Annotated in this window: 23 protein-coding genes and 2 pseudogenes; 11 read left to right on the top strand and 14 right to left on the bottom strand. The window is 71.3% G+C overall.

Translation table 11 applies throughout. The features are described 5' to 3' along the window. Positions 1-225: 225 nt before the first annotated feature. Positions 226-726, top strand: a complete 501-nt coding sequence (locus ABEA15_RS20830) for a DinB family protein (protein ID WP_345558424.1) — start codon at positions 226-228, stop codon at positions 724-726. 168 nt (positions 727-894) lie between these two features. Here the strand turns inward: ABEA15_RS20830 and ABEA15_RS20835 are convergent, their stop codons facing one another. Beyond that, positions 895-1,314: a hypothetical protein gene (locus ABEA15_RS20835; protein WP_344147512.1), complete on the bottom strand. Its 420-nt coding sequence runs from the start codon at positions 1,312-1,314 to the stop codon at positions 895-897. A 419-nt stretch (positions 1,315-1,733) separates the two neighbouring features. On the opposite strand from ABEA15_RS20835, the gene ABEA15_RS20840 reads away from it, so the two are divergent. Further along, positions 1,734-1,937 carry a hypothetical protein gene (locus ABEA15_RS20840; protein WP_344147509.1) on the top strand — a complete coding sequence of 68 codons (204 nt, stop codon included), beginning with the start codon at positions 1,734-1,736 and terminating at the stop codon, positions 1,935-1,937. Between the two features lie 133 nt (positions 1,938-2,070). On the opposite strand, the gene ABEA15_RS20845 is transcribed toward ABEA15_RS20840, so the two are convergent. Continuing rightward, positions 2,071-4,257, bottom strand: coding sequence for a (Fe-S)-binding protein (locus tag ABEA15_RS20845; RefSeq protein ID WP_345558427.1), 2,187 nt, complete (start codon positions 4,255-4,257; stop codon positions 2,071-2,073). Between the two features lie 559 nt (positions 4,258-4,816). On the opposite strand from ABEA15_RS20845, the gene dnaK reads away from it, so the two are divergent. The 5 genes from dnaK to clpB all read left to right on the top strand — a co-directional run bounded on the left by dnaK (position 4,817) and on the right by clpB (position 11,930). Then, a complete protein-coding gene (gene dnaK, locus ABEA15_RS20850) occupies positions 4,817-6,664 on the top strand; it encodes a molecular chaperone DnaK (RefSeq protein ID WP_344147503.1) in 1,848 nt (615 codons plus the stop codon). A gap of 34 nt (positions 6,665-6,698) precedes the next feature. After that, positions 6,699-7,433: a nucleotide exchange factor GrpE gene (gene grpE, locus ABEA15_RS20855; protein ID WP_344147500.1), complete on the top strand. Its 735-nt coding sequence runs from the start codon at positions 6,699-6,701 to the stop codon at positions 7,431-7,433. A gap of 129 nt (positions 7,434-7,562) precedes the next feature. Continuing rightward, the gene (gene dnaJ / locus ABEA15_RS20860) at positions 7,563-8,720 is read left to right on the top strand and encodes a molecular chaperone DnaJ (RefSeq protein ID WP_344147497.1); all 1,158 of its coding nucleotides are present in this window, start codon (positions 7,563-7,565) and stop codon (positions 8,718-8,720) included. A 5-nt stretch (positions 8,721-8,725) separates the two neighbouring features. Beyond that, complete coding sequence (locus ABEA15_RS20865; RefSeq protein ID WP_344147494.1) at positions 8,726-9,148, top strand: heat shock protein transcriptional repressor HspR; 423 nt, start codon at positions 8,726-8,728, stop codon at positions 9,146-9,148. Between the two features lie 160 nt (positions 9,149-9,308). Continuing rightward, entirely contained in the window at positions 9,309-11,930 is a 2,622-nt protein-coding gene (gene clpB / locus ABEA15_RS20870) for an ATP-dependent chaperone ClpB (RefSeq protein ID WP_345558430.1), read from the top strand. A 132-nt stretch (positions 11,931-12,062) separates the two neighbouring features. Here clpB and ABEA15_RS20875 read toward each other — a convergent pair whose 3' ends face one another. The 6 genes and pseudogenes from ABEA15_RS20875 to ABEA15_RS20895 all read right to left on the bottom strand — a co-directional run bounded on the left by ABEA15_RS20875 (position 12,063) and on the right by ABEA15_RS20895 (position 18,336). Further along, positions 12,063-12,272: a DUF6458 family protein gene (locus ABEA15_RS20875; RefSeq protein WP_344147488.1), complete on the bottom strand. Its 210-nt coding sequence runs from the start codon at positions 12,270-12,272 to the stop codon at positions 12,063-12,065. Between the two features lie 511 nt (positions 12,273-12,783). Further along, the gene (locus ABEA15_RS20880; protein ID WP_345558432.1) at positions 12,784-14,607 is read right to left on the bottom strand and encodes an acyl-CoA dehydrogenase; all 1,824 of its coding nucleotides are present in this window, start codon (positions 14,605-14,607) and stop codon (positions 12,784-12,786) included. A 227-nt stretch (positions 14,608-14,834) separates the two neighbouring features. Continuing rightward, positions 14,835-15,093: pseudogene (locus tag ABEA15_RS25690) on the bottom strand (hypothetical protein); the annotation flags it as partial. A gap of 127 nt (positions 15,094-15,220) precedes the next feature. Further along, positions 15,221-15,868 carry a DUF1449 domain-containing protein gene (locus ABEA15_RS20885; protein WP_345558434.1) on the bottom strand — a complete coding sequence of 216 codons (648 nt, stop codon included), beginning with the start codon at positions 15,866-15,868 and terminating at the stop codon, positions 15,221-15,223. Positions 15,869-16,180: 312 nt separating this feature from the next. After that, positions 16,181-17,494 (bottom strand): MFS transporter, encoded by a 1,314-nt coding sequence (locus ABEA15_RS20890; RefSeq protein ID WP_345558436.1) that lies wholly within the window; start codon positions 17,492-17,494, stop codon positions 16,181-16,183. Positions 17,495-17,691: 197 nt separating this feature from the next. Next, positions 17,692-18,336 carry a GntR family transcriptional regulator gene (locus tag ABEA15_RS20895; RefSeq protein WP_345558438.1) on the bottom strand — a complete coding sequence of 215 codons (645 nt, stop codon included), beginning with the start codon at positions 18,334-18,336 and terminating at the stop codon, positions 17,692-17,694. Positions 18,337-19,477: 1,141 nt separating this feature from the next. Between ABEA15_RS20895 and ABEA15_RS20900 the strand changes: the two genes are divergently transcribed. Next, a complete protein-coding gene (locus ABEA15_RS20900; protein WP_344147473.1) occupies positions 19,478-19,855 on the top strand; it encodes a hypothetical protein in 378 nt (125 codons plus the stop codon). Positions 19,856-20,077: 222 nt separating this feature from the next. On the opposite strand, the gene ABEA15_RS20905 is transcribed toward ABEA15_RS20900, so the two are convergent. After that, positions 20,078-20,845 carry a TetR/AcrR family transcriptional regulator gene (locus ABEA15_RS20905; protein ID WP_345558440.1) on the bottom strand — a complete coding sequence of 256 codons (768 nt, stop codon included), beginning with the start codon at positions 20,843-20,845 and terminating at the stop codon, positions 20,078-20,080. Positions 20,846-20,916: 71 nt separating this feature from the next. Between ABEA15_RS20905 and ABEA15_RS20910 the strand changes: the two genes are divergently transcribed. From ABEA15_RS20910 to ABEA15_RS20920, 3 genes are all read left to right on the top strand, one after another. Beyond that, complete coding sequence (locus ABEA15_RS20910; protein ID WP_345558442.1) at positions 20,917-22,236, top strand: DUF418 domain-containing protein; 1,320 nt, start codon at positions 20,917-20,919, stop codon at positions 22,234-22,236. A 216-nt stretch (positions 22,237-22,452) separates the two neighbouring features. Further along, on the top strand, positions 22,453-23,250 hold the full coding sequence (locus tag ABEA15_RS20915) for a helix-turn-helix domain-containing protein (RefSeq protein WP_345558444.1): 798 nt from the start codon (positions 22,453-22,455) through the stop codon (positions 23,248-23,250). Beyond that, positions 23,240-23,425, top strand: coding sequence for a DUF397 domain-containing protein (locus ABEA15_RS20920; protein ID WP_345558446.1), 186 nt, complete (start codon positions 23,240-23,242; stop codon positions 23,423-23,425). Before ABEA15_RS20915 ends, ABEA15_RS20920 begins: the two co-directional genes overlap by 11 nt. Positions 23,426-23,514: 89 nt before the next feature. Here ABEA15_RS20920 and ABEA15_RS20925 read toward each other — a convergent pair whose 3' ends face one another. The 5 genes and pseudogenes from ABEA15_RS20925 to ABEA15_RS20940 all read right to left on the bottom strand — a co-directional run bounded on the left by ABEA15_RS20925 (position 23,515) and on the right by ABEA15_RS20940 (position 25,890). Continuing rightward, the gene (locus tag ABEA15_RS20925; RefSeq protein WP_345558448.1) at positions 23,515-24,132 is read right to left on the bottom strand and encodes a dihydrofolate reductase family protein; all 618 of its coding nucleotides are present in this window, start codon (positions 24,130-24,132) and stop codon (positions 23,515-23,517) included. A gap of 71 nt (positions 24,133-24,203) precedes the next feature. Continuing rightward, positions 24,204-24,626 (bottom strand): helix-turn-helix domain-containing protein, encoded by a 423-nt coding sequence (locus ABEA15_RS20930; RefSeq protein WP_345558449.1) that lies wholly within the window; start codon positions 24,624-24,626, stop codon positions 24,204-24,206. Positions 24,627-24,708: 82 nt separating this feature from the next. Beyond that, a pseudogene (locus tag ABEA15_RS25695) lies at positions 24,709-25,032 on the bottom strand (DUF6597 domain-containing transcriptional factor); the annotation flags it as partial. Positions 25,033-25,072: 40 nt separating this feature from the next. Further along, positions 25,073-25,513 (bottom strand): MarR family winged helix-turn-helix transcriptional regulator, encoded by a 441-nt coding sequence (locus ABEA15_RS20935; protein WP_345558451.1) that lies wholly within the window; start codon positions 25,511-25,513, stop codon positions 25,073-25,075. Beyond that, positions 25,510-25,890 (bottom strand): hypothetical protein, encoded by a 381-nt coding sequence (locus ABEA15_RS20940; protein WP_344148899.1) that lies wholly within the window; start codon positions 25,888-25,890, stop codon positions 25,510-25,512. Before ABEA15_RS20940 ends, ABEA15_RS20935 begins: the two co-directional genes overlap by 4 nt. Positions 25,891-25,964: the final 74 nt, after the last annotated feature.

Genomic DNA, 25,964 nt, shown 5'->3' on the forward strand with positions numbered 1-25,964 from the left:
GTGCAGCCTGTGCAGCGCCCCAGCACCACTCCCGCTGCTTTTCGTCAGTCTCGTCGGTCAGCAGGGGACGCGACCCGACTCCTTCCCGGCCGTGCGCGAGCGGCGCCGGTCCCTGCCGCAGCGCCCCGCGCCGGACCGGCGGCGCTTCGCACCCGGGGCGCGGGGCGCACCCGGGGGTGCGCCGCCCGCTACGGACGGACCCATCAGCACGCCTTAGGAGGCACCATGTCCACCGCGTCGCGCCGCAACCGCCGCGGCGACACCCCGCCGCCCAGGACCGGAGGCAGCGAGACGGAGGTTCTGCGCGGCTTCCTCGACTACCTCCGGGACTCGGTCACCGCGAAGGTCGAGGGCGCTCCCGAACCGCAGGTCCGAACGGCCGGCGTGCCGTCGGGCACGAACCTGCTCGGCCTGCTCAACCACCTCGCCTTCGTCGAGCGAGCGGTCTTCCTCGGGGACCGCGTCGCCGACTGGCAGGCGACCTTCCGCGCCGAACCGGCAGACGGCGCGGCCGATGTCGTCGCCCGTTACCGGCAGGCGGTCGCCCAGGCCAACGACGTACTCGACGGGTGCGGCGACCTCGGCGCGCCGGTGCCCCGACCGCGGCCCGACAGCCCGGCGCCCAGCGTCCGCTGGGCGCTCACCCACATGATCGAGGAGACCGGCCGCCACGCCGGCCACGCGGACATCCTCCGCGAGCTGATCGACGGCGCGACCGGACGCTGATGCCACCGCGCGCTCCGCAAGCGGGCACGCAGCATCCCGCCGCCGCGGCGCTCGTCGCACCGCTTGCTCCGTCTGCTCCGTGCGAGGCGGCCGCCGCCCTCCGCCTTCCTTCCGGCCGAGCGGCTCTCGGCCGCGCACGGCCGCGGGGCAGCGCCGCCGATCGGCGCGCTAGCCGCGCGTGCCGTCGAGGGGGCAGGGAGCCTCGCGGTCCCATTCGTTGGGGGAGCAGGCGACGACCGAGACGAAGGCGCGCTCGTCGCCGCCGACCTGGTACTGCCAGGTGACGTCGCGGCCGTCGGCGATGTCGCGCAGGGCCGCCGCGTAGCGGCTGTCATCGGGCGTCCAGTGGGCGGCGGTGTCGTCGATCTCGCGGCTCACCCGCTCGTACTGCGCGAGCATCCACTTCGCGGCGCCTTCGGGGTCGTCCCAGGTGCCCGAGACCATGTCGGCCGGTTTGCGCAGCCACCAGCACATCTTGGCGGGGGGCACCTCGGCGGTGGCGAACCGGGGGCCGTCGACGTGGGCGTCACGCGCCCGGCGCGAGCGCTCGTCGTCGGACCCGCGCCAGAAGTAGCCGTGGTAGTGCACGTGCCGATGTTCGCACGCGGTGGTCGGCGTGACCAGCGGGACACTCTGCGGAGCGCTCATCCGAGCGCGGCGGCGGAGTGAGGGGCCCTGGACCGCGCCGCCCACCCCGCCCGTGCGGTCCGCGCGGGCGGCCGGGATCGGGGTGCCGAAGTGCCGGTCCTAGTCCTCCCGGCGCCCGGGGAGCGTGCGTGTATACCGCCGGAAGACTACTCGAACGTGGTTCTGAGAATGGCCCGTCTGGGTCATGCGGCGGCGGCCTACCCGGACGTAACCTTCATCCAGCGGGATGTCTCCGGCGGGATCCCACGTAGGTCGGCGGTCCGACCCGGGGATACGTGTCGCCGGACGGTCGCCTCCCGCGTTCCTCTTGTCCCGGGCGGGGCGCGCCCCTGCGGTGTTCTCGATGGAGGTGGGCGCGGATGGATCCGGACGTACGCCTCCATGACCACGTGGCGCTGGCGGAGATCGAACTCTACTCCGAGCTGCTCACCGCGGTCGCCGGTGCGGACCGGCGGCTGACCTATGAGGAGATCGACCTCGTGCTCGGCGTGCGCGCGCCGGTACCCGAGCAGGCCAGGCGCTGCGTGTGCGGGCCCGCCGCCGAACCGAACCGCGCGGGCTGATCCGAAGCCGTGCCCCGACCGCCGCGCCGGCGGTCCGGCCGGCGCAGCGGGGCCGCGCCCCGGGCGGCGGCCTGCCCGGAGCGCGGTCCGGCCGTTCCGGCGGACCCGCGGCGCGGCGGGGACGGTCGGGCGGTCAGGCCTTCTCCTTCTCCTCCTCGCCCGCCGGGGCGGTCCCGCCCTTGACGGAGCGCAGCAGCAGCTGGGAGACGTCGACGACCTCCAGCGTCTCCTTGGCCTCGCCCGCCGACTTCTTCTCGTTGATGGCGTCGCCCAGCATCACCTGGCAGAAGGGGCAGGCGGTCGAGACGGTGTCGGGGTCGGTGGTCAGCGCCTCGTCCACGCGCTCGGTGTTGATCCGCTTGCCGATGCGCTCCTCCATCCACATGCGCGCGCCGCCGGCGCCGCAGCAGAAGCCCCGCTCCTTGTGCCGGTGCATCTCCTTGGTGGTGATGCCGGGCACCTGCGCCATGATGTCGCGCGGCGGCGTGTAGACCTTGTTGTGCCGGCCGAGGAAGCACGGGTCGTGGTAGGTGATGTTCTCCTCGATCGGCTGAACGGGGGTGAGCCGGCCGTCCTCGACCAGCTGGGCCAGCAGCTGGCTGTGGTGGACCACGTCGTACTCGCCGCCCAGCTGGGGGTACTCGTTGCCCAGGGTGTTGAAGCAGTGCGGGCAGCTGGCCACGATCTTGGTGACCCCGGCCTCGTTGAGGGTCTCGACGTTCTGCTGGGCGAGCATCTGGAAGACGTACTCCATGCCCAGCCGCCGCGCGGGGTCGCCGGTGCAGGCCTCCATGCCGCCCAGGACCGCGAACTTCACGCCGGCGGTGTGCAGCAGCTCGGCGATCGCCTTGGTGGTCTTCTTCGCGCGGTCCTCCAGGGCCCCGGCGCAGCCGACCCAGAACAGGTACTCGGTGCCCTCGGGCAGCGTGTCCTCGACCACCGGTACCTCGAAGTCGAGCTCGCCGATCCAGTCCATGCGCCGGTCCTCGGCCATGCCCCACGGGTTGCCCTTGTTCTCCAGGTTCTTCAGCAGCGAGTTGGCCTCGGAGGGGAAGCTCGACTCGATCATCACCTGGTAGCGGCGCATGTCCATGATGTGGTCGATGTGCTCGATGTCGACCGGGCACTGCTCGACGCAGGCGCCGCAGTTGGTGCAGGACCACAGCACGTCGGGGTGGATGACGCCGCCCTCCTCCTCGGTGCCCACCAGCGGCCGCTGCAGGAGCGTGAGCACGTCGGTGTCGGCGTGCGCGGCGTCCTCCTTGGCCTTCTCCTCCAGCGTCTCGGCGGTCAGGCCCTGCATGAGGTAGGGCGCCTTGGCGTAGGCGTGCTCGCGCAGGTCCATGACCAGCTTCTTGGGCGAGAGCGGCTTGCCGGTGTTCCAGGCGGGGCACTGCGACTGGCAGCGGCCGCACTCCGTGCAGGTGGAGAAGTCGAGCAGGCCCTTCCAGGTGAAGTCCTCGACCTTGCCGACGCCGAAGGGGTCCTCGTCGGGGTCGGCCTCCTCGAAGTCCAGCGGCTGCTTGCCGGTCTTGTCCATCATCGGCTTGACGGCGCCCAGCGCCGGAGCGCCCTCGGGGTCGCGCTTGAAGTAGATGTTGAACGGCGCGGTGAAGCGGTGCCAGCCGATGCCCATGGTCAGCACCGCGGCCAGGACCATGAAGAACATCCAGGAGATGACCAGCTTGAACGCGGCGACCAGGGCGAGGGCCGGTTCGCTCGCCGGAAGCACTGCGCCCAGCGCGTGCGAGACCGGCGTCGCCCAGACCGGGAACGGGAAGTCGTCCATGGCGACCTTGATCCCGCGGATCACGAAGATGGCGGCCAGCAGCGCGATGATGTAGGCCTCGACGTAGTAGGCCGTCCAGTGCACGGAGTTGGCGAAGCGGGAGTCGCGCCCGATCCGGCGTGGGCTTTTGATCTGGCGGTAGACGGCCAGTCCCGCGATGGAGACCAGGCCCAGCGCCGCGATGAGCTCGATGGCCAGGCCGTAGACGGTCCAGTCGTGGATCAGCGGCAGGTGGAAGTGGGGGTCCCACACCTCGCCGTGCGCCTCGGCCACGGTGAACACCAGCAGGGGGAAGGACACCATCACGAACCAGTGGGCCACTCCCACCCAGGGCCGCTTGAGCATCCGGTTGTGCCCGAGCACCTCGATCAGCGTGGTCGTCAGTCGCCGGCCGAAGGGCCCGGTGCGCCCGTTCTCCACCGGGCGGCCCAGACGCACGGTCTGCACCATCCGGCGGATGCCGTAGGCGAACACGGCGACCCCGACCACGGCGACGAGGGTTGTGATGATCCCCAGAACGATGTAGAGCATCGCCTGCGGCCTCCCATCCTGCTGTCCTGCTCCGATGCGCCACACACCGGCGGTCCACCAAATGTTACTAGCCAGTAATGCCGGGCGGGTCCATCACCCCCGGCTCAGGCGCATCGACGGCCGCGGGCTCCAACGGTAGAGGCCCGCGCGCCGCCGCGAATCGGCGGGTTCGCCTGCGCCGCCGTGCCGAGCTGCGGTGGGGCCCTCGTTCCCATCATCGCCCGCGCGCGGGGGCCCGCGGCCCGGGCGCGCCGGTGCGTGATGCGCGCGGGCCGCCGCGCGGCCGCGTCCGTCCGCGTTCGCGGAGACGCCGCGCACACTCGGCGGTCGGCCGCCCCCGCTCGTCCCCGGTGCGCCCCTGACGCGCCCCTGAGATCTGCCCGGGGCCCGCCCGGACTTCCCTCGGCGAGGTCCCGCCGCGGGAACAAAGGGCGCGCCCCCAGCCGTTATAGGGGCGGAACCAAGGATTGAGTCCGAGCGACTCAAGTGATTTGACAGCAGACGAACCGCGAAGCAAACTTACGTCTGTAAGACTCAACTCTGACGGAGGAACGAACTCATGGCACGTGCGGTCGGTATCGACCTGGGGACGACGAACTCGGTCGTCTCGGTCTTGGAGGGCGGCGAGCCCACGGTCATCGCCAACGCCGAAGGCGCCCGGACCACCCCGTCCGTCGTTGCCTTCGCCAAGAACGGCGAGGTGCTCGTCGGCGAGGTCGCCAAGCGCCAGGCGGTCACCAACGTCGACCGGACCATCCGCTCGGTGAAGCGCCACATCGGCACCGACTGGAAGACCGAGATCGACGAGAAGACGTTCAACTCGCAGCAGATCAGCGCGTTCGTGCTGCAGAAGCTCAAGCGCGACGCCGAGGCGTACCTGGGCGAGGAGGTCACCGACGCCGTCATCACGGTGCCGGCCTACTTCAGCGACTCCCAGCGCCAGTCCACCAAGGAAGCGGGCACGATCGCGGGCCTCAACGTCCTGCGCATCATCAACGAGCCCACCTCCGCGGCGCTGGCCTACCACCTGGAGAAGGAGGACGAGGCCACCATCCTGGTCTACGACCTGGGCGGCGGCACCTTCGACGTGTCCCTGCTGGAGGTCGGCGACGGCGTGGTCGAGGTGAAGGCCACCAACGGCGACAACCACCTCGGCGGCGACGACTGGGACCAGGCCGTCGTCGACTGGCTGGTCGAGCGCTTCAAGAACTCCAACGGCGTCGACCTGTCCAAGGACAAGATGGCGCTGCAGCGGCTGCGCGAGGCCGCCGAGAAGGCCAAGATCGAGCTGTCCAGCTCCAGCGAGTCGGCCATCAACCTGCCCTACATCACCGCCTCGTCCGAGGGCCCTCTGCACCTGGACGAGAAGCTGAGCCGGGCCGAGTTCCAGCGCCTGACCTCCGACCTGCTGGACCGCACCAAGTCGCCCTTCCACCAGGTCATCAAGGACGCCGGTATCAGCGTCGACAAGATCGACCACGTGGTCATGGTCGGCGGTTCCACCCGCATGCCCGCGGTCGTGGAGCTGGTCAAGGAGCTCACCGGGGGCAAGGAGCCCAACAAGGGCGTCAACCCCGACGAGGTCGTGGCCATCGGTGCCGCGCTCCAGGCCGGCGTGCTCAAGGGCGAGGTCAAGGACGTCCTGCTGCTGGATGTCACCCCTCTGTCGCTGGGCATCGAGACCAAGGGCGGCGTGTTCACCAAGCTGATCGAGAAGAACACGACCATCCCGACCAAGCGCTCGGAGATCTTCACCACCGCCGACGACAACCAGCCCTCGGTGCAGATCCAGGTCTACCAGGGCGAGCGCGAGATCGCGCAGTACAACAAGAAGCTCGGCGTCTTCGACCTGAGCGGCATCCCGCCGGCGCCCCGCGGCGTGCCCCAGATCGAGGTCACCTTCGACATCGACGCCAACGGCATCGTGAACGTGACCGCGAAGGACATGGGCACGGGCAAGGAGCAGTCGGTCACCATCTCCGGCGGCTCGGCCATGAGCAAGGACGACATCGACAAGATGGTCCGCGAGGCCGAGGAGTACGCCGAGGAGGACCGTAAGCGCCGCGAGGAGGCCGAGGTCCGCAACAACGCGGAGTCCCTCGTCTACCAGACCGAGAAGGTCATCAAGGACAACGAGGACAAGATCCCCGACGACGTCAAGTCCGAGACCGAGGGTGCCGTCGGCGAGCTGAAGACGGCGCTGGAGGGCACCGACATCGAGGCCATCCGGCAGGCGAGCGAGAAGGTCGCGCTGGCCAGCCAGAAGATCGGCTCCTCCATCTACGGCCAGGGCCAGCAGGGCGGCGGTGAGGACGCCTCGGCCGACGCCCAGGACCGGTCCGACGACGATGGAGACGTCGTGGACGCCGAGATCGTCGACGAGGACAAGAAGGACGGCAACGCCTGATCGGCCGAGAGGCAAGGCAAGGGAGGCGCAGCCAATGGCGCTGCCGGAGAACGAGAACGGCGAGGAGCAGCAGGGGCCGGTGATCCGCGACAAGCGGCGCATAGATCCCGAAACCGGTGAGCTCCGTACGCCCGAGGGGGCCGAGGGTGCCGCTCCCGACTCCCCCGAGGCCGCGGTCGAGGCCGAAGAGGAGCCCGTCGTCATCGACGGGACCGTCGAGGGGGGCGAGCTTCTCAAGGCCCGCGAGCAGGTCGTGGAACTGACCAACGACCTTAAGCGGATCCAGGCGGAGTACGCCAACTACCGCAAGCGCGTCGAGCGCGACCGGGTGGCCCTGCGCGAGCAGGCGACCGCCCAGGTGGTGGGCGACCTGCTGCCGATCCTGGACGACATCGGCCGGGCGCGTGAGCACGACGAGCTCGCGGGCGGGTTCAAGTCCGTGGGTGAGGCGCTGGAGGCGCTGGTCACCAGGCTGGGGCTGCAGAAGTACGGCGAATCGGGCGAGGAGTTCGACCCGAACGTCCACGAGGCCCTGACCATGGTGCCGTCGCCCGACGCCGAGGTGCCCACGGTCATCGAGGTCTTCCAGCCCGGCTACCTCATCGGCGAACGGGTCCTGCGCCCGGCACGCGTGGTGGTGGCCGGTCCCGGGGAGGATGCCGCTGAGGCTCCGGAGTCCGCCGGAACCGAACAGGAGGCCGAGCCGGGCGCCTCCGCAGAGGAGCCCGGCCCCGAGTCCTCCGGCGGGGCCGGTGAGGACAGGCAGTAGACCGTCGAGCCCCGGGCGCCGCGCGGCGCCCGGGGCACGCGGCCACCGGGCCGCACCCCCGCCGAATGCGGGGAAGCGGTCCCGGGGACAATCCGACTCACAGCGCGAAGCGGGAGAAGGCAGACGTCGATGAGCACGAAGGACTACCTGGAGAAGGACTATTACAAGGTCCTCGGAGTCTCAAAGACCGCCTCGCAGGACGAGATCAAGCAGTCCTATCGCAAGCTCGCGCGCGAGAACCACCCCGACGCCAACACCGGCGACGCGCAGGCCGAGGAGCGCTTCAAGGAGATCTCCGAGGCCTACAACGTGCTCAGTGACGAGAAGCGGCGCAAGGAGTACGACGACGCCCGCTCCCTCTTCGGCGGTTCCTACCGCCCCGGCGGGAACACCGGCGCGGGCGGGTTCGACCTGGGCGACCTGTTCGGCCAGGGCGGCGGCACCCAGACCAGCGGGGGCGGCGAGCGGCTGAGCGACCTGTTCGGCGGCCTGTTCGGCGGGCGCGGCCGGACCACGACCCAGCCCCGGCGCGGGGCCGACATCGAGACCGAGACCCGGCTGACGTTCAGCGAGGCGTCCGCCGGACTGACCCGGTCCTTCCAGCTCAGCAGCGACGCCGCGTGCCCCACCTGCAAGGGCACCGGCGCCCGCGCCGGCACCGCTCCCCGCGTGTGCCCGAACTGCTCGGGCACCGGTCACGAGAACCGCAACCTGGGCGGATTCTCGCTTTCCGAGCCGTGCGGCGAGTGCAAGGGGCGCGGCCTGGTGGTCGACGACCCCTGCCTGACGTGCAGCGGCAGCGGGCGCGGCAAGAGCACCCGAACGATCCAGGCCCGGATCCCCGCGGGTGTCTCCGACGGCCAGCGGATCCGGCTCAAGGGCAAAGGCGCGCCGGGCGAGCACGGTGGACCGGCCGGAGACCTCTATGTGGTGGTACATGTGCAGCCGCACCCCGTGTTCGGCAAGTCCGGCGACAACCTGACGATCACCGTTCCGGTGACCTTCCCCGAGGCCGCGCTCGGCGCCGACGTGCGGGTGCCCACCCTCAACGGCCTGCCCGTCACGGTCAAGATCCCACCGGGCACGCCCAACGGCCGGACCTTCCGGGTCCGCGGCAAGGGCACGGCCCGGCGCGACGGGACCGCGGGCGACATGCTGGTCACCGTCGAAGTGGCGGTACCCGACCGCCTCAACGAGGAGGCGCGCGAGGCGCTTGAGAAGTTCCGCGCCGCGACCGCGGACCAGGACCCGCGCAGCGGTCTGGAGACTCGCGCGAAGGGGATGTGAATGTCATGACCGATCCCGGACTGGGCGACGACATCCCGGTCTATGTGATCTCGGTGGCCGCTGAGCTGTCCGGACTGCATCCGCAGACGCTGCGCCAGTACGACCGGCTGGGCCTGGTCTCGCCGGGCCGGGCCTCCGGCCGGGGCAGGCGCTACTCGATGCGCGACATCCGGACGCTGCGCGAGGTGCAGCGGCTCTCCCAGGAGGAGGGGATCAACCTCGCCGGGATCAAGCGCATCCTGGAACTGGAGATCGAGGTGGAGAAGCTGCGCGAGCACCTGTTCCACCTGCGCAACGAGCTGGACGCGGCCCGCTCTGCGGTGGCGCGGCGCTCGGCGGGCGAGACCGGCGGCGGCGAGCTGCTGCCGGTGCGGCGCGCCCGGGTGACGATCTTCAACACCTCCCCTCCGCCCGAGCAGGACCAGTAGCCGGTCCGGCCTGGCCGCGACGGCCGACCGGCACCGGGCGGGCGCCGAGGCGGCCGGCGGGGGCCGCCTGTGCCCGGAACGGGTGCGCGCCCCGCCGCCGATCCGGCGGGCCCACCACATACAACCGCATAGCGATCACGCGCGAAGGGGGCGGCGACGCATGAACTACAAACTCACCACGAAGAGCCAGGAAGCCGTGGCGGCGGCGATGCGGCGGGCCACCACGGACGGCAACCCGCAGGTCGAGCCGGTCCATCTGCTCGCCGCACTGCTCGACCAGGGCGAGGGGATCATCCGCCCGCTGCTCAAGGAGGTCGGTGCGGCGCCCGACGACCTCTCCGCCAAGCTCGGGCAGACGCTGACCGGCCTGCCCAAGGCCGCCGGCAGCACGGTGGGCGCTCCGCAGAGCTCCCGACAGCTGATCGTCTCGCTGAACACCGCGGCCCAGCGCGCCCAGAAGATGGAGGACGAGTTCGTCTCGACCGAGCACCTGCTGGTGGGGCTGGCCGCCGACGGCGGCGAGGCCAGTCGGCTGCTCAAGGACGCCGGCGCCACTCCCGAGGCGCTGCTCGAAGCGTTCGATCAGGTGCGCGGCCCCAGCCGGGTCACCACCGAGAACCCCGAGGACACCTACCAGGCGCTGGACAAGTACGGCGTCGACCTCACCGGCCGGGCGCGCTCGGGAGCGCTGGACCCGGTGATCGGCCGCGACTCCGAGATCCGCCGGGTGGTGCAGGTGCTCTCCCGGCGCACCAAGAACAACCCGGTGCTGATCGGCGAGCCCGGCGTCGGCAAGACCGCCGTGGTCGAAGGGCTCGCGCAGCGCATCGTGGCCGGCGACGTGCCCGAGTCCCTGCGCGACAAGCGGCTGATCGCCCTCGACCTGTCGTCGATGGTGGCCGGAGCCAAGTACCGCGGCGAGTTCGAGGAGCGCCTCAAAGCCGTGCTCACCGAGATCAAGGAGAGCGACGGCCAGATCATCACCTTCATCGACGAGCTGCACACCATGGTCGGCGCCGGCGCCGCCGAGGGCGCCATGGACGCGGGCAACATGCTCAAGCCGATGCTGGCCCGCGGCGAGCTGCGCATGGTCGGCGCCACCACGCTGGACGAGTACCGCGAGCGCATCGAGAAGGACCCGGCGCTGGAGCGCCGCTTCCAGCAGGTGCTGGTGGGCGAGCCGTCGGCCGCCGACACCATCGCGATCCTGCGCGGTCTCAAGGGCCGCTACGAGGCGCACCACAAGGTGCAGATCGCCGACGCGGCGCTGGTGGCCGCGGCCACGCTGTCGGACCGCTACATCACCGCCCGGTTCCTACCGGACAAGGCCATCGACCTGATCGACGAGGCCGCCTCGCGCCTGCGCATGGAGATCGACTCCCGCCCGGTGGAGATCGACGAGCTGCAGCGCACCGTCGACCGGCTGAAGATGGAGGAGATGGCGCTGGACAAGGAGTCCGACGCCGCTTCCCTGCAGCGGCTGGAGCGGCTGCGCGCCGACCTCGCCGACCGGCAGGAGGAGCTCAACGCGCTGGTGGCCCGCTGGGAGCAGGAGAAGGCCGGGCTGAACCGGGTCGGCGAGCTCAAGGAGCGCCTGGACGGGCTGCGCACGCAGGCCGAGCGCGCCCAGCGCGACGGGGACTTCACCGAGGCCTCCCGGCTCATGTACGGCGAGATCCCGCAGCTGGAGAAGCAGCTGGAGGAGGCGTCCCACGCCGAGGAGGAGCAGGGGTCGGCCTCCGCCGCGGAGCCGACGATGGTCAAGGAGGAGGTGGGCGCCGACGACGTCGCCGACGTGGTCTCCTCGTGGACGGGCATCCCCGTCGGTCGGCTGCTGGAGGGCGAGACCGCCAAGCTGCTGCGCATGGAGGAGGAGCTGGGCAAGCGGCTGGTCGGCCAGCACAAGGCGGTGGCCGCGGTCTCCGACGCGGTGCGCCGCGCGCGCACCGGCATCTCCGACCCGGACCGCCCCACCGGCTCGTTCCTGTTCCTGGGCCCCACGGGCGTCGGCAAGACCGAGCTGGCCAAGGCGCTGGCCGAGCTGCTGTTCGACGACGAGCGGGCGATCGTGCGCATCGACATGAGCGAGTACTCCGAAAAGCACTCGGTCTCGCGGCTGGTGGGCGCGCCCCCCGGCTACGTCGGCTACGAGGAGGGCGGCCAGCTCACCGAGGCGGTGCGCCGTCGGCCCTACACGGTGGTGCTGCTGGACGAGGTGGAGAAGGCGCACATCGAGGTCTTCGACACGCTGCTGCAGGTTCTCGACGACGGGCGGCTCACCGACGGCCAGGGGCGCAGCGTCGACTTCCGCAACACGCTGCTGGTCCTGACGTCCAACCTCGGCTCGCAGTTCCTCGTCGACCCCGCGCTGGCGAGCGAGGACCGGCGGGAGAAGGTGATGTCGGTCGTGCGCAGCACCTTCAAGCCGGAGTTCCTGAACCGGCTGGACGACCTGATCGTGTTCGAGGCGCTGTCCACCGACGAGCTGACCCGCATCGTCGACCTGCAGGTCGACCGCCTTGCCGCCCGGCTGAGCGAGCGGCGGCTGGAGCTGGAGGTCACCCCGGCCGCCCGCGAGTGGCTGGCGCTGACCGGCTACGACCCGGTCTACGGCGCCCGGCCGCTGCGCCGGCTGGTGCAGGCCGCGATCGGCGACCCGCTGGCCAAGGCGATGCTGGCGGGGGAGCTCACCGAGGGCGACACGGTGGTCGTCGACCTCGACGAGGACGCCGACGCCCTCAGCGTCCGCCCCGCGGCCCGGCCCGAGCCCGCCTCGGCCTGACGCCGCGGCGCGGCGCCTCGACCCAAGCGCCGGCCCCGGCACCGTGTTCGCGGTGCCGGGGCCGGCGCCGTGTCAGGGGACGAGGGGGCGAGAGGCGCCGCCGCGCGGTGCCGCCGGGGGTGCCCGTTCGCGTCAGAGCACGTCGGAGTCGTCCTGGATCGACTGCCGGGTGCGGTCGCGGCGGACCATCATGAGGATGATGGTCAGGACGACCACCGCCACACCGGCGACCATGAAGATCATGCCGATGGCGTCCAGGTTGAGTCCGGCGATTTCCGCGGTGATGCCGTACGCGAGCACGGCCCCGATGACCACCAGGAAGATGCCGAGTCCGATTCCCATTCGCTGCCTCCGCGCCGCGTCTTTTGCGATCCCGTTGCCTACTACTACCCGTTCGTCGACGTGCCATCCCGCGCGCCCGGCCACGTATCGGCGGCGGTCGGGCGGTCGGGCGAGCGGGCAGCCGGCGGGGTGGCGCGGGTCGCGCGGCGCACGGCCCGGCGACGGGCGCTCAGCTGATCGCGGCCTTGTCGCGGCCGACCACGAGCCGGTATCCGGCCGCGCCGGCGGCGCTGAAGCCGGGGACGCCGATGCTCAGCAGGCCGCACGGGATGGCGGAGCACCGTGGGCCGTGGGCCGCGTGTCGGCGGGCTCCGGGCCGGGGGAGCCGAGGCTCTCGGCCCCAGCCGGTCGGGCGGCTCGCGGAGCCGGCGCGCCGCACCGGTCGGCGGTCGGCGGCGCTTCGGTGCGACCGCCGCAGGACGCGCGACGGCCCGGTGCGCAGGGGTCGTGCGCACCGGGCCCGAAGTCCGGGGCGGTCGTGCCGCTCCCGGGGCGGGTTCGGGGCGGGCCTCTAGAAGGCCGACTCCGGGAGCTCCATCAGGTCCAGGCCGACGTTCTCGGCCAGCGCGCGCTCGGTCGCCAGGCGCGGCAGCACCTGGTCGGCGAAGAAGCGGGCGGCGGCGACCTTGCCGGTGTAGAAGTCGCGGTCGGCCCCTTCGGCGCCGTCGAGGGCGGCCAGCGCCACCTCGGCCTGGCGCAGCAGCAACCAGCCGAGCACCAGATCGCCGGCGCTCATCAGCAGCCGGGTGGTGTTCAGCCCGACCTTGTAGAGCTCGTCGGTCTGCTCGGCGGAGCGCATCAGGTCGCCGACCATGGTCTCGACCATCTTCTCGACGTGCCCGGCGGCGTCGGCGAGCGCGCCGCGCTCCTCCTTGAGCCGGCCGTTGCCGGCCTCGCCCGCGGCGAACTCCTTGATCCCGCCGACGAGCCGACCGAAGGCCTCGCCGTTGTTCTTGACGATCTTGCGGAAGAAGAAGTCCTGCGCCTGGATCGCGGTGGTGCCCTCGTAGAGGGTGTCGATCTTGGCGTCGCGGATGTACTGCTCGATCGGGTAGTCCTGCAGGTAGCCCGACCCGCCCAGGGTCTGCAGCGACTCGGCCAGCAGCGAGTAGGAGCGCTCGGAGCCCACGCCCTTGACGATGGGCAGCAGCAGGTCGTTGAGCGCGTCGGTCTCGCTGTAGTCGGCGCCCTCGTACTGGGCGATCTGGACGGCGTCCTGCTGGCTGGCGGTGTAGATGACCAGCGCGCGCAGCCCTTCGGCGTAGGCCTTCTGGGTCATCAGGCTGCGCCGGACGTCGGGGTGGCGCGTGATGGGCACGCGCGGGGCGGTCTTGTCGGCCATCTGGGTGAGGTCGGCGCCCTGCTTGCGCTCCTTGGCGTACTCCAGCGCGTTGAGGTAGCCGGTCGAGAGCGTGGCGATGGCCTTGGTGCCCACCATCATCCGGGCGTGCTCGATGACGAGGAACATCTGCCGGATGCCGTCGTGCTTGTCGCCGACGAGGTAGCCCACGGCGGGGTGCTTGGCGCCGAAGGTCAGCTCGCAGGTGGTGGAGGCCTTCAGCCCCATCTTGTGCTCGACGTTGGTGGCGTAGACGCCGTTGCGCTCGCCGGGCGAGCCGTCCTCGTTGATGAGGAACTTGGGTACCAGGAACAGCGAGAGGCCCTTCGTGCCGGGCTTGGCGCCCTCGGGGCGCGCCAGGACCAGGTGGAAGATGTTCTCGGTCATGTCCTGCTCGCCGGAGGTGATGAAGCGCTTCACCCCGTCGATGTGCCAGGTGCCGTCGCCCTGGTCGACGGCCCGGGTGCGCCCGGCGCCGACGTCGGAGCCCGCGTCGGGCTCGGTGAGCACCATGGTGGCGCCCCAGCCACGCTCGATCGCCTGGTGGGCGATGCGCTTCTGGGCATCGTTGCCCTCCTGGTAGAGGACGTTGGCGAAGCCCGGTCCGGCGGCGTACATGTGCACGGCGGGGTTGGCGCCCAGGATCAGCTCGGAGGCGGCCCAGGCCAGCGAGCGGGGCGCGTTGAGGCCGCCGAGCTCCGGGGGCAGGTCGAGGTTGTACCAGCCGGCGTCGATGAAGGCCCGGTAGGACTTCTTCAGGCTCTCGGGCAGGGCGACGCTGTTGGTAGCCGGGTCGAACACCGGCGGGTTGCGGTCGGCGTCCTCGAAGGACTCGGCGACGACGCCGGTGGCGAGGCGGTTGACCTCGTCGAGGATGGTCCGGGCCGTGTTCTCGTCCAGCTCCTCGAACGGGCCGCCGCCCAGCACGTCCTGGCGCTTGAAGACCTCGAAGAGGTTGAACTCGAGGTCACGGAGATTGCTCTTGTAATGCGACATGGGCGCGCTCCGCTTGTCCGGGCCGCTGTGTGTCCACACGCGATCTACTGACTGGTAACAAATATAGGTTACTACCCAGTAGTAGAGATCTGCCAGCGGGAGGCCGCACTTGGCCGGAGAGAGTCCCGTCACCCCACCGAACCGCCGCCTCGGGACCTGCCGGATCCGCACGGCAACGGGGGCGCGGCGATGTGCGCCGGGCCCCACCCCGGGCAGGAGGCCCGCCCTCAGCCGCCTCCGGCCCGCATGCGGTCGGCCGCGCGCTCGATGGCGGTCTCGACGGCCCCGACGCGGTCGGCCAGCAGGCCCATGGCGCCCACCGCCCGGTTCAGCGGGTCGTCGCCGTCACCGCCCAGCGCCTTGCCGCGCAGGGAGGGCTTTGACGCCCTTCCAGCGCTCGGCCTCCTCGGGCGTGAGCGTGCCGCGCAGCTCGCCCAGCTTGGGCAGGTCGGCCTCGGCCCCCGAGGGGAGCGTCTGCGCCTCGCCCGGACAGGACGTTGCCTGTGCAGCGCCGGTGCCCCGCGGCACCCGGGCAGCGAGGGGACGGCGGCCGCCGTCGCAGGTCGTGGCCTGCGGCAGCGGTACCGCGGAGGCGGCGGTCGGATTCAGGCCTTCAGGCCGAGGACCCGTGGTCGGACGCGGAGTCGAACGGCGTGACGCGGTAGACGCCGGACTCGGAGTCGTAGTCGAAGATGAGCGCGGTGCTGCCCGCGCTCAGCCGCTCCTCGCCGATGGTGCGTACCTCGATCAGCGACGACGAGCCGTCGCCGCCGGAGATCTCGGCCTGGCCGAACGCGCTGTCGACCCTGCCGGTGCGCACGACGCAGGTCCGGCCGACGACGTCGGCGCCTCTGCTCCGCCGCTTCGCGGGCAGCAGCCTGCGCAGCCCCATGACGATCGCACTGGTTACACCCCAGGCGATGATCACCGCCGCCACCAGTATCACCAGTGCCAGGGCGATCATCAGGGGAGAGGAGCCGGCCGGCGAGCCGATCAGCACGGTTCCCACCAGGCTCACGAACCAGGCCACCGCGATCAGCAGCGACAGCGCCACGGTCACGGGCACGCCGCCGAGGCCGACGGCTCCGAGGGCGCCGCCGAACCCGCCGGCGGAGCGGGAGTCGGGACCGGCGTCGCCGTCGAGGACGTCGGCGTCGACAGCGCCGAGGATCACGAACAGCCAGTAGCCCGCGACCACCAGCAGCAGAACGCTGAACAGGACCGTGGGAAAGGACAGCGAGGCTTCGAGTAGACCACGCATAGCTCGCTGGAGCCCCCCGTCGCACACCGGACCGACCGCGCCAGCGGCATCCGGCACGTGCGCACCGACTTTACCGAAGGGGGTGCGCGCCCCTGCAGCCCCGGCCGGTGCATTGTCCTCAACCGGTCAGCAGGCCGCCCGCCCCGGCACCCGCGGTCGCGAAAGGGCCACCGGGCAGGGGGTTCGCCTGTCCCGCACGGCCGGGCGCCGGAGGGGCGCCGACGCGCCGCTGCGGCCCCTCGGCGCCCCTCCCCGACCGCTTGCGTCGTCACCCGGGCCCGCCCCCTGGCGCGGTTCCCTCGCCCAGTGGGCTCAGCCGTCGGCGACCGGACGGGGCGGGCGCCTCCAGAGCATGGTCACGAGCGCGCCGCCCGCCAGTGCGGTGGTCACCGTCAGCGGCACGAACGCGGCCTGGAACCCGGCACCGGTCTCCAGCACCACGCCCGCCGCCACGGTCACCACGACCGTGGTGAGGAAGCCGCTCATGTTCACCAGCCCCGAGGCCACGCCGGTGCGCTCGGCGGGCAGGCCGTCGCGGGCGAAGTCGAACGACAGCGCGGGTGCCGCGACGGCCCCGGCCGCGCTGACCACGAGCACCGCCAGTACCACCCCGGTGGGCGGGAGGCCGCCGGGCCAGCCGACCACGGCCAGCCAGCCGACCGCGAACAGGCTCGCCAGGGTCGTGGCCAGCGGGCGCCGCACCCCCGGGTGGCGTCCGGCGAGCGCGCCGATGAGCGGGGAGACCCACAGCACGGCGGCGCCGATTCCGGAGAGCAGGGTGCCGGCCACGCCCGGGGCGAAGCCGGCCCCCTCCACGAGGAAGGGGTAGCCCCACAGCACGCCGAGCGTCGTGTACGGAGGCATGATCGCGGCGTGGTGGACCATACCCAGCCGCGGTCCGCGGGTGCGCAGCGCCTCGGCGATGCTCTCCAGGGCGCGGACGCGGGGCCGCGTACCCCCGGGCAGCGGCCCGGTGGGGCGGTCGCGCACCACCAGCAGCACGAGCAGCGACATCACCAGGGTGACCGCGGAGAAGGCGAGGAAGGCGCCGGTCCAGCCCAGGCCGTGCAGCGCGAAGGACAGCGGGGCGACGCTGGCGGCCTGGCCGATGCCTCCGGCCACCCCGGTGAGCCCGCTGACGAGCGCGTAGCGGGAGCGGGGGAACCACAGCGCGGCGAGGCGGATGACGTTGAGGAAGGTGACGGCGTCGCCCATGCCGATCAGCACCCGGCCGGCGATGGCGGTTCCGAGGGAGGGCGCGACCGCGAAGAGCGCCACGCCCGCCGCCATCAGCACCGCGCCCGCCGTAAGCGAGACCCGCGGGCCGACCCTGTCGGCGAGCAGGCCGGTGGGCACCTGCAGCACCACGTACACCAGCAGCTGCAGCATCGGGAGCATGGACAGCAGCGCCGGGCCCGCGTCGAAGCGCTCCTGGGCCTCCAGCGCGGCGGCGCCCAGCCCGTTGCGGTGGAACATCGCCAGGAAGTAGACGCCCACGCCGATTCCCCACACCAGCCAGGCGCGGGCGCCGCCGGCGGGTCCGGCGGGGACGGTGCGGGCCGGGGACGCGGCGGGGCCGGCCGGTGCGGTCGTGGTTGTGGCGGTGTGCGCGGCGGTTTCGGTCATGGCGGCAGCGGAGGCGGTCGACGGTGCGGAGGACGTCGCAGGTCGCGAGGACGAGGAGACGTCGGTCACCCGGTCACCGGATGAATCACGGCGCACCGGGCCCACCCGGCCCGGACGTCGCCCCCTCCGCGGGCCTGCCCTGCGGAAGGCGCCGCGAGTACCGGTGCCGGCGGAGGTGGAATCGCGCCCGGCGCCGCTCACGTTCGCGCCCCCAGCAGCTGTGCGGCCCCGTCCAGGTGGACCTGGACGGCGCGGCCCGCGGAAGGCGCGTCGCCCGCCTCGACGGCCGCGAGGATCGCGGCGTGCTCGTCGATGTTCCTGCACATCCGCGCCACGGTGCGGACCCCCTCTTCCATCATGCGCAGCTGCCGGTCCCGCAGTGAGTCGTACAGGCCGACCAGGATCGCGTTGCCTCCGGCGGCGACGATCTCGCGGTGGAAGCCGCGGTCGGCCAGGACGAACGCCTGGCGGTCGCCGTCGACCTCGGTGCGCATCCGGTCGAGCAGCTCGTTCAGCCGCACTGCGAGCGCGCCGCGTTCCCCGGCCTCGGCGGCGGCCGCCTTCTGCGCCGTGTGCCCTTCGACGAGCCGCCGCGTCTCGATCACGTCGTCGATCTCGTCTTGGGAGACGGGCACGACCAGAGCGCCGCGCTTGGGGTAGAGGCGCACGAGCCCCTCGGCCTCCAGGCGCAAGAGCGCTTCGCGGACGGGGGTGCGGGACACGCCCACCCCGGCGGCGATGTCGCCTTCGCTGATCAGATCGCCGCCGGCGTAGCGGCGGTCGAGGATCGCGTCCTTGGTGTGGCGGTAGGCGCGGTCGGTCGCCGAGGTCTTTGTATGCATCTTGTATCTATGCTAGCGGCGGCCTGCGGCTCTGTGGCGGCATACGCGGGAAGAAGAGGGGTGTGACCGGCCACGTCCGGCGGTGGCGCGGAGCACGCCGCGCCGGGGGCCCGGCGCAGCGGAAGCGGAGAAGGGGCGGGCCGCCGCAGTGAGCGGGCCGTAGCCTGAGCGGCTCCGCCGGCTCCGCGCGCGGATGAATGCGGATGAATGTAGGGACCGCGTGAGTCTCTGAGGGCCCCTCGCCCCCTCGCGCTCGCTCTCGCGTCCACGCGGGGGCTTGCAGGGAAGCGCGACGGCGTGCCGGACGGTGGGGAAGGCTCTCGCACGCGCGCGAGGGGCGTCAGGAGGCGCACACCGGCGAGCGCGGGGCCGGCGCTCGGCCGCGGCTCCGCGCCGCCCTGCGGGCGACCTGAGCGGCGCGGCGGGCCGGCCGCCCCGTCTTTCCCGGGCGCCGGGTGCACCGCCGGTGCGGAGGAGTCGAGTGGTCGCGAGGATCCTGTTGGTCCGGTTGGTCCCATGGGGGCGCAAAGACACGGTGATTCCGTCGCAAACCGGGGTCGAAACGCCGGGTCGGTACGAATGCGACGCGGCTCCAAGCACCTCTCCCGGATACCACGTTGGGTGACTGCTCGGGTGCTCGGCGCCTACAGAACGGGGGGTGCGGCACCCGCTTCGCAGTCGACCGGCAGATTTGTACGGTTCAACAGGTTTTGAGCGGCGCGGAGCGCTCGAGGGGACCCCTTCCGGCCCCGGGATTGCCGCTCTTAGCTGGGATGACGCGATCGGTGCCCCTCCGTCGCGCCGGGTGACCCACCTGACGTCCCTGGGGGGTGGCGGGCGGCCAGCTGTGGCCACGAAACGCCGAAGAAGCTGTCGTGACCTGCAAAAACTTCCCGTCCACCCGCATGTCACCCCGTGCTTGCCTGTGGCATGGGTCACATTTTCGAGGGTCGACCCCTAGGGGGCGATTGCTGCTACTATCCGGAGCGCAAAGAATAACCAGGAGGTAACGACAGAGTTCGCTGCCTACCAACTTTGCGAAGATCGTGGATCTTTGACTGCCCGGCCCATGCTCGGACCGCGGTCGCGCCCCCTTGCGGATGGCGTTCCACGGCAACCGGACTGATCAGGAGACGTCGAAGTGAGTCACTGGCGGTTGAACAACCCGCGGGCCAACCGCGCGAAGGCGGCGCTGGCCAACCGCGTGAAGCACAGACCCCGGCACGCGTTCTGCGCCGAACGGGCCGTCACCGCACTCTGGGACGAACTCGTGGCGATCGCGGCAAGCCCGATGTACCGGGCCGGCACGTCGGAACTCGCGGTCATCTCGGTCATGCGCGGTATCAACGTCTGGTGCCGCGACGGCAAGTTCTTCTGGAACGACCTCTTCGGCAGCACCGTCACCCACCCGGCGAACGACCCCGCCGGCGCGGCGGCCCTGCTGAACTCCCTCTCCTTTCCCTTCACCAGCCCCTTCCAACGCGGCCGGCACCACGCTTCCTCCCTCTCGGCCGCTTGAAGAGGCGACGGCGTCGCTGAGCCTGCGTCAGAGCGCCCACTCGGCACCGGTCCGACGGTTCCCCCGCCCAGGTCGGCGAGTGCCGCTCCTACCCACTCAGACGCCGCATCGGCCCGTTGAGTTCCCCCCTTCCCGCGAAAATCTCGCACCATCCCGTCTGCTTCCCGACACTCCTGCGGCACAGGTGTGTCCGCATCACGCGCGGCGGCGCCCGCCGCCACCTCAGTCGGCGCCGCCGCGCTCCCTCATGAGGCCCTCGACGCCGTCGAGCATGCGCCGCAGGCCGAACTCGAAGACCTCGTCCGCACCCGGCGGCGCGCCGACGCCGAGCGCCGCGGCGAAATGCGGGTAGCGGCCGAAGTCCACATGCTCTTCCAGAAACGCGTCGCGCGTCGCACGCCAGGTCTTCGCGCTCTCGCCCGGCCCCCCGTCCGAGGCCGGATCGGTGGCGTTGCGCGCCATGCCGCGAACGAGGCCGTCGATCCCCTCGACCACGGTGAACCGCTCCGCGTCGGTGAGGCCGGTGCCTTCCAGCACGCTCAGCGCCGAGTCGAACCAGGCCATCAAGTTCGGTCCCGGCAGCGGGCGGTCCGAGGCGAGCTGCAGGATCCACGGGTGCCGGCGGAACCCCTCCCAGTCTGAGCGGGCCGCGGCCTCCAGCTGCTCGCGCCATCCGCCCGGAAGGGTGTGCGGCAGCACGCCGTCGCCGATCATCGCGTCGAGCATGAGTGCGAGCAGTTCCGGCTTGCCCGGGACATAGGTGTACAGCGACGCCGTGCCCACCTCCAGGCGCTGGGCCACCCTGCGCATGGACAGCGCGGCAAGCCCCTCGGCCTCGGCGACCTCGATCGCGGCCTGTACCACCCGCTCGCGGGTGAGCCCCTGTCTCGGCCCGCGGCTGGGGTGCGGCTCGTCCACGCCCCACAGCAGCTTCAGCGCGGGCGTGGGGTCGTTGTCCGGCTCGGCGGCGGCGTTGTCGTGAGTAGTCATCTTGCAGACAGCATAGAACTCCGTATACCGTTCGGAGAAATAATATCGAATGGTGTTCGGAGTTTCTGGCCATGGATGTCCGCACACGCCCCGCCGCGCGGGGCGGAGTACGCACCGGCGAGCGCGCTCTCGCCCCCGATCTGGCGCGCGGCGCCATGCTGCTGATGATCGTTCTGTCCAACACCGCCTTCTTCCTCTACGCCGCCGAGCACGGGCCGTCGGGCTGGCACCCCGTCGACGGCTCCGCGGCCGACCGGGCCGTGCAGTTCGCGATGATCACGGGCCTGGACCTGCGCGTGTTCCCGCTCTTCGCGTTCCTCTTCGGCTACGGCATGATGCAGGTCATGCAGCGGCAGACCGCCGCCGGCGGCACCGAGCGCGGCGCCGTCCGGGTGCTGCGCCGCCGCAGCCTGTGGCTGCTCGCCTTCGGCCTCCTGCACGGCGCGCTGCTGCTGGGCGGCGACATCCTCGGCGCCTACGGTGTGGCGAGCCTCGTGGTCGGCGCGCTGTTCCTGCGCCGCCGCGACACCACCCTGCTGGTGTGGGCGGGGATCGCGGTCGCTCTCCTCGTGTTCGGCGAGGTCGGATCCGCGCTCGACGTCCTCGACGCCGGGAACGCCGCCGCCCGGGCTGTGAACCCCTCGACGCTCTACTACGCCTCCGGTGAGGAGAGCTATCCCGCCTCGGTCGCCACGCGGTTCTCCACGTGGCTGTTCGTCGCCTTCGGGGGCGGGCTGCTCGGCTTCTCCTTCCACGCGGCGATGCTGCTCGGGTTCTGGTGCGCTCGACGGCGCGTCCTGGAGGAACCGGGCCGGCACCTGCCGCTGCTGCGCACCACCGCGGTCGTCGGCCTGGCGATCGGATGGCTCGGCGGACTGCCCGCCGCCCTCGCCCACATCAACGCGGTGGACGCCCCGCCCGCGGTGCTGGCGGAGGCCGGGCCGCTGTACGCGGCGCAGTCGATCACGGGCCTGGCGGGCGGACTCGGCTACGTCGCGGTGTTCGCGCTCGTCGCCCACGCCCCCTCCGCCCGTGCGCGGCGCAGCCTCCCGGTCGTCGCCGTGGCCGCGGTCGGCAGGCGGTCGCTGTCCTGCTACCTGGCGCACTCGCTGATCTTCGCCCCGCTGCTGGCGGCCTGGGGCCTGGGTTGGGGCGCGCATCTGACCAGCTGGAGCATGGCCCTCTTCGCGGTCGGCGTCTGGCTGGTCACCGTCGTCGGCGCCTGCGCCCTCGACCGCGCCCACCGCCGCGGCCCCGCGGAGGCGGTCCTACGACGGCTGATGTACGGCCGCCCGCCGGCGTCAGCGGACGGCGAGGTGCGTGCGACGGCCGGTGTTCCGCTCACCAAATTGGCCGCCTGGGCGCGGAAGCACCTGGCTCCGCGAAGCTGAAGCACGCACCCGAGCCTTCGGACGCCGGGCCGCGGACGTCCGCGGTTCGCCGACGAGTCACCGCGCCCCGGCGAGTCTGCACCGCGATTCGTCGCCGCGGGGGTCATTCATGTTCAGCTTCACCTGAAGAGCATCGGCCTGTCTGCAGTGCTACACGTTCGTATTTTTTTGGAGAATCTGTAGAACGTCAGTATCTCCGTATTCGAGTATGGCCCCATGGTTGAGGAAGTGCTTACGCCCTGGGCCGGTTGGGGTCAGGAGTTGCGGCGGGTACGCGAGTTTGCAGGTCACACTCAAGGTCAACTCTCCGGTCCGGCCAGTATGAGTCGGCAATCGGTAAGTAAATACGAAATGGCGACAAGAAAGCCGAACCTGGACATAGTGCATCGTCTGGACCGGGTCTCGTCTACAGGCGGGCTGCTCCACCAGATGTGGAAGGACATCGATGGAACTGGGCACGTTCCGCCGGAGTGGGTCGACTTCCTGGCCCTTAAACAGCAGGCGATCGATATCCGGGAGTACCAGGCGATCCTGATTCCCGGACTCCTCCAGTCCGCCAAGTATATGCGCTGGATCTTCAGGCGCGGACGCGAAGGCGAAGGCACGTGGGACAGGGCCGTCTCGGCTCGGCTCGCTCGACTCGACAAACTCAAGCCGGGAACCACTTTCCGCGCTGTAGTAGACGAGCCGGTGCTTCGTCGTATCCCCGGTTCGGTCGACATCATGCGCGAGCAGTACGACCACATTCTGCATCTGGCCGAGTCGGGACGGGTCATCCTGATGATTACGCCCGAGTATGCTCCCTGGCGACCGATTGCCAAAGGTGCGTTCCGCATCATGACCCTGGAGGGAGGGCGGCAGATCGTGCACCTGACGCACATTTTCGGCCACGTCGTCAAGGAGAAGCCGTCTGAGGTCGTCGAACTGGTCGGACTCTTCGGCGACTTCCAGGCCGAATCCCTCTCTCCCACGGACTCGATAGCGTTGCTCAGGAAGATGAGGGATGAACTCTAAAACCAAGTGGCACAAGAGCAGCCACAGCGGAGCGAAGGACGCCGACTGCGTCGAGGTGGCTGAGGGGGCGCGGACGCTGGTGCGGGACACGCGGCACCGTGATCTGGGCCATCTGGCCTTCCCCGCTGACGAGTGGCGGGCCTTCGTCACCGCGCTGAGAACCGGCGACCTCTGAGGCGCCGGCAGCCGTCCGCCCCCGAGACGAAGCGGCAGAGCGGGGTGGGCGGGACCGCCGGTCCCGCCCACCCCGGCCGACACGGCCTCCTAGTCGGTCCGGCGGCGCACCGCGAACTTCAGGTGCAGCACCCGGTCGCCCTGGACGACCACGTGGGGCTCCTCCAGCAGGTGCTGCCCGCGAATGCCGCCGAAGTAGCGCCTGCCCGACCCGAACACCACGGGCACCACGTCCATCGCCACCTCGTCCACGAGGCCGGCCGCGAAAATCTGGCCGCCCACATCCCCGGCGGCGACGGAGATGGTGCGCTCACCGGCGAGCTCCTGGGCCTTGTCGATCGCGGCCGCCACGTCGTCGACGAAGTGGTACGACGCCTCCGGGTGCCAGCCCGCCGGCTTGGGGCGGTGGGACACCACGACCACGTGGTCGCCGGTGGGCGGCCGACCCTCCCAGCCGTTCACCTGGTCGAAGAGGCGGCGGCCCATCACGATCACGCCGATCGACTCCCACATGGGCCGGACGTACTCCGCCGACGCACGTGAGACCTTGAAGGCGGTTCCCGTTCCGGAATGGTCGTGCTGGTCGTCGCCTTCGGTGATCGGGGTGTCCCCGTTGAAGTACCACTCGTGGAGCGGGCCGACGCCGTCGTTCTCGTCGGCGATGAAGCCGTCCACCGAAACCACGTTGTGCATGATTACCGTGCCCACAGGTTCTCCCGACTCTCTCGCGCGTTTACTCCGATCCTGCCGCTGCCGGGGGGCTCCGGGCTTGTAAGAAATCAATCGGCGGGCATCGGGCCGTTGTCCGGTGGGAACCCCTTCTCGGGTGGGAACCGGCGCCGCAGGGCCAGGTACGCCGCCGGGGTGTGGCCGGTGAAGTCCGTGAACTCCCTGCTGAAGTGGGCGCGGTCGAAGTAGCCCGCCGTTTGGGCGAGCTCCGACCAGTCGACCGGACGCAGGGCGTCCACGGACACGATCAGCCGCGCAAAGCGGTAGATCCGCGCCATCCGCTTGGGGGTCACCCCGATCTGAGCCTTGAACTGCGTGGCCAGGTGGTTGCCGCTCACACCGGCGGCATCGGTCAGTGCTCCGACCGAGAGCGCGCCGTGGGAGGCCTCCAGCCGCCCTCCGGCGTGGCGGACCAGGTCGAGGCCGCGCGGCGGCTCCTCGGCGAGCCGCGACCGCAGCTCCTCCTCCAGCACCCGCAGCGCCTCGGTGGCCGACCCGGTTGCGGATCCGGTCCCACGACCGCTGCCAGACGGCGTCGAGCGGAACCCATCGGTCGCGCAGCTCCGCCGCCGGCAGGTCGACGAACGGCGACATGCCCCAGGGCTTGAAGTGCACCCCGACGAGCCGCACGCGTGCGGGGTACTCGAAGTGGAAGCGCCTGGTCCACACGCCCATGAACCATCCGTCGGCGAACACCGCCGGCGGTACCGAGGGGTCGGAGTCCCGCAGGCGGACGGGCCCGCTGAGGTTGACGAACAGGTGCGCCGAGGGCATCGGCGGGACGGTCATCCAGCGGTGGCGCGGCACCCCCGTCAGGCAGTAGACGTCGTCGACGAACCGGTCGAGCGGCGGCGCGGGCACGTGGCCGACGTACTCCATCCACTCAGTTTCGCCAACGAGGGCGCGGGGCGCGAGGGTGTCAGGCGTCCAACGCGTAGGACCGGTCGATCAGGGCCGTCATGGCCTGCTGGAAGTCGCGGCGCTGCTGCTCGGTCCAGCCTTCGGTCAGCCGGTCGAAGACACGCTCCTGCCAGGCGTGAGCCTGCTCCAGCAGGCTGTGGCCCGAGGGGGTGACGTTCGCCTGGCGTCGGCGGCCGTCGGTCGGCGATCCCCGCATCGTGAGGTACCCCGCTTCCGCCGCGGTCCTTATCAACCGCGACGCTCCGCTCTGGTCGATGCCGATCTCGCGGGCGACGGCGTTGACCGTCGCCGCTGTCCCACGGCGGTTCAGGGAGTCGACGGCCTCGGTGGCGAGGACCAGCCGCTCCTGCTCGGCGGCAGCGGCGTCGCCGGCCGACGACCTGCGTGACCAGTGCCGGACGAACGCGAACAGGACCTCCCCGGGCCCGGGGGCGCTCACTCGGTGGCCGCCATTTCGCGGCAGATGTAGGCGAGCTCCAGCGCCGACGCGAGATCGGGCAGCCGGAGCGATGCGGTCACCTTGTCGCCGGCGACCCGGAACACCGTCGCCACTCGTGTCGGGGCCGTGCTCTGGGGCCAGGCGGCGTCCTCCTCCACGACCATGAGGCGCTCACTGACCGGATGCCACGACCGCGGGGCCAGCGTGATCCCCGAGCGCTCCACCCACTCCGCGAACTGCGCAGGCGTGATCGGACCGGCGCCCTTCGGTCCCAAGACGACGACCGGATCGCCGACCGCACTGGCTGAACGCTCCGGGTCACCGTCGTTGACGCTCGCGTGCCACTCGTTTACGGCCGCTTCCAGTGCTGACTCCATAGCGCGATTATATGCGAAACGCATATTTAAGCGACGGCCGGGATGTCGGTGACGGCCTGCCCCCGCAGCACCCG

Origin of the sequence: Streptomonospora halophila, assembly GCF_039542725.1 — a bacterium.
GTDB lineage: Bacteria > Actinomycetota > Actinomycetes > Streptosporangiales > Streptosporangiaceae > Streptomonospora > Streptomonospora halophila.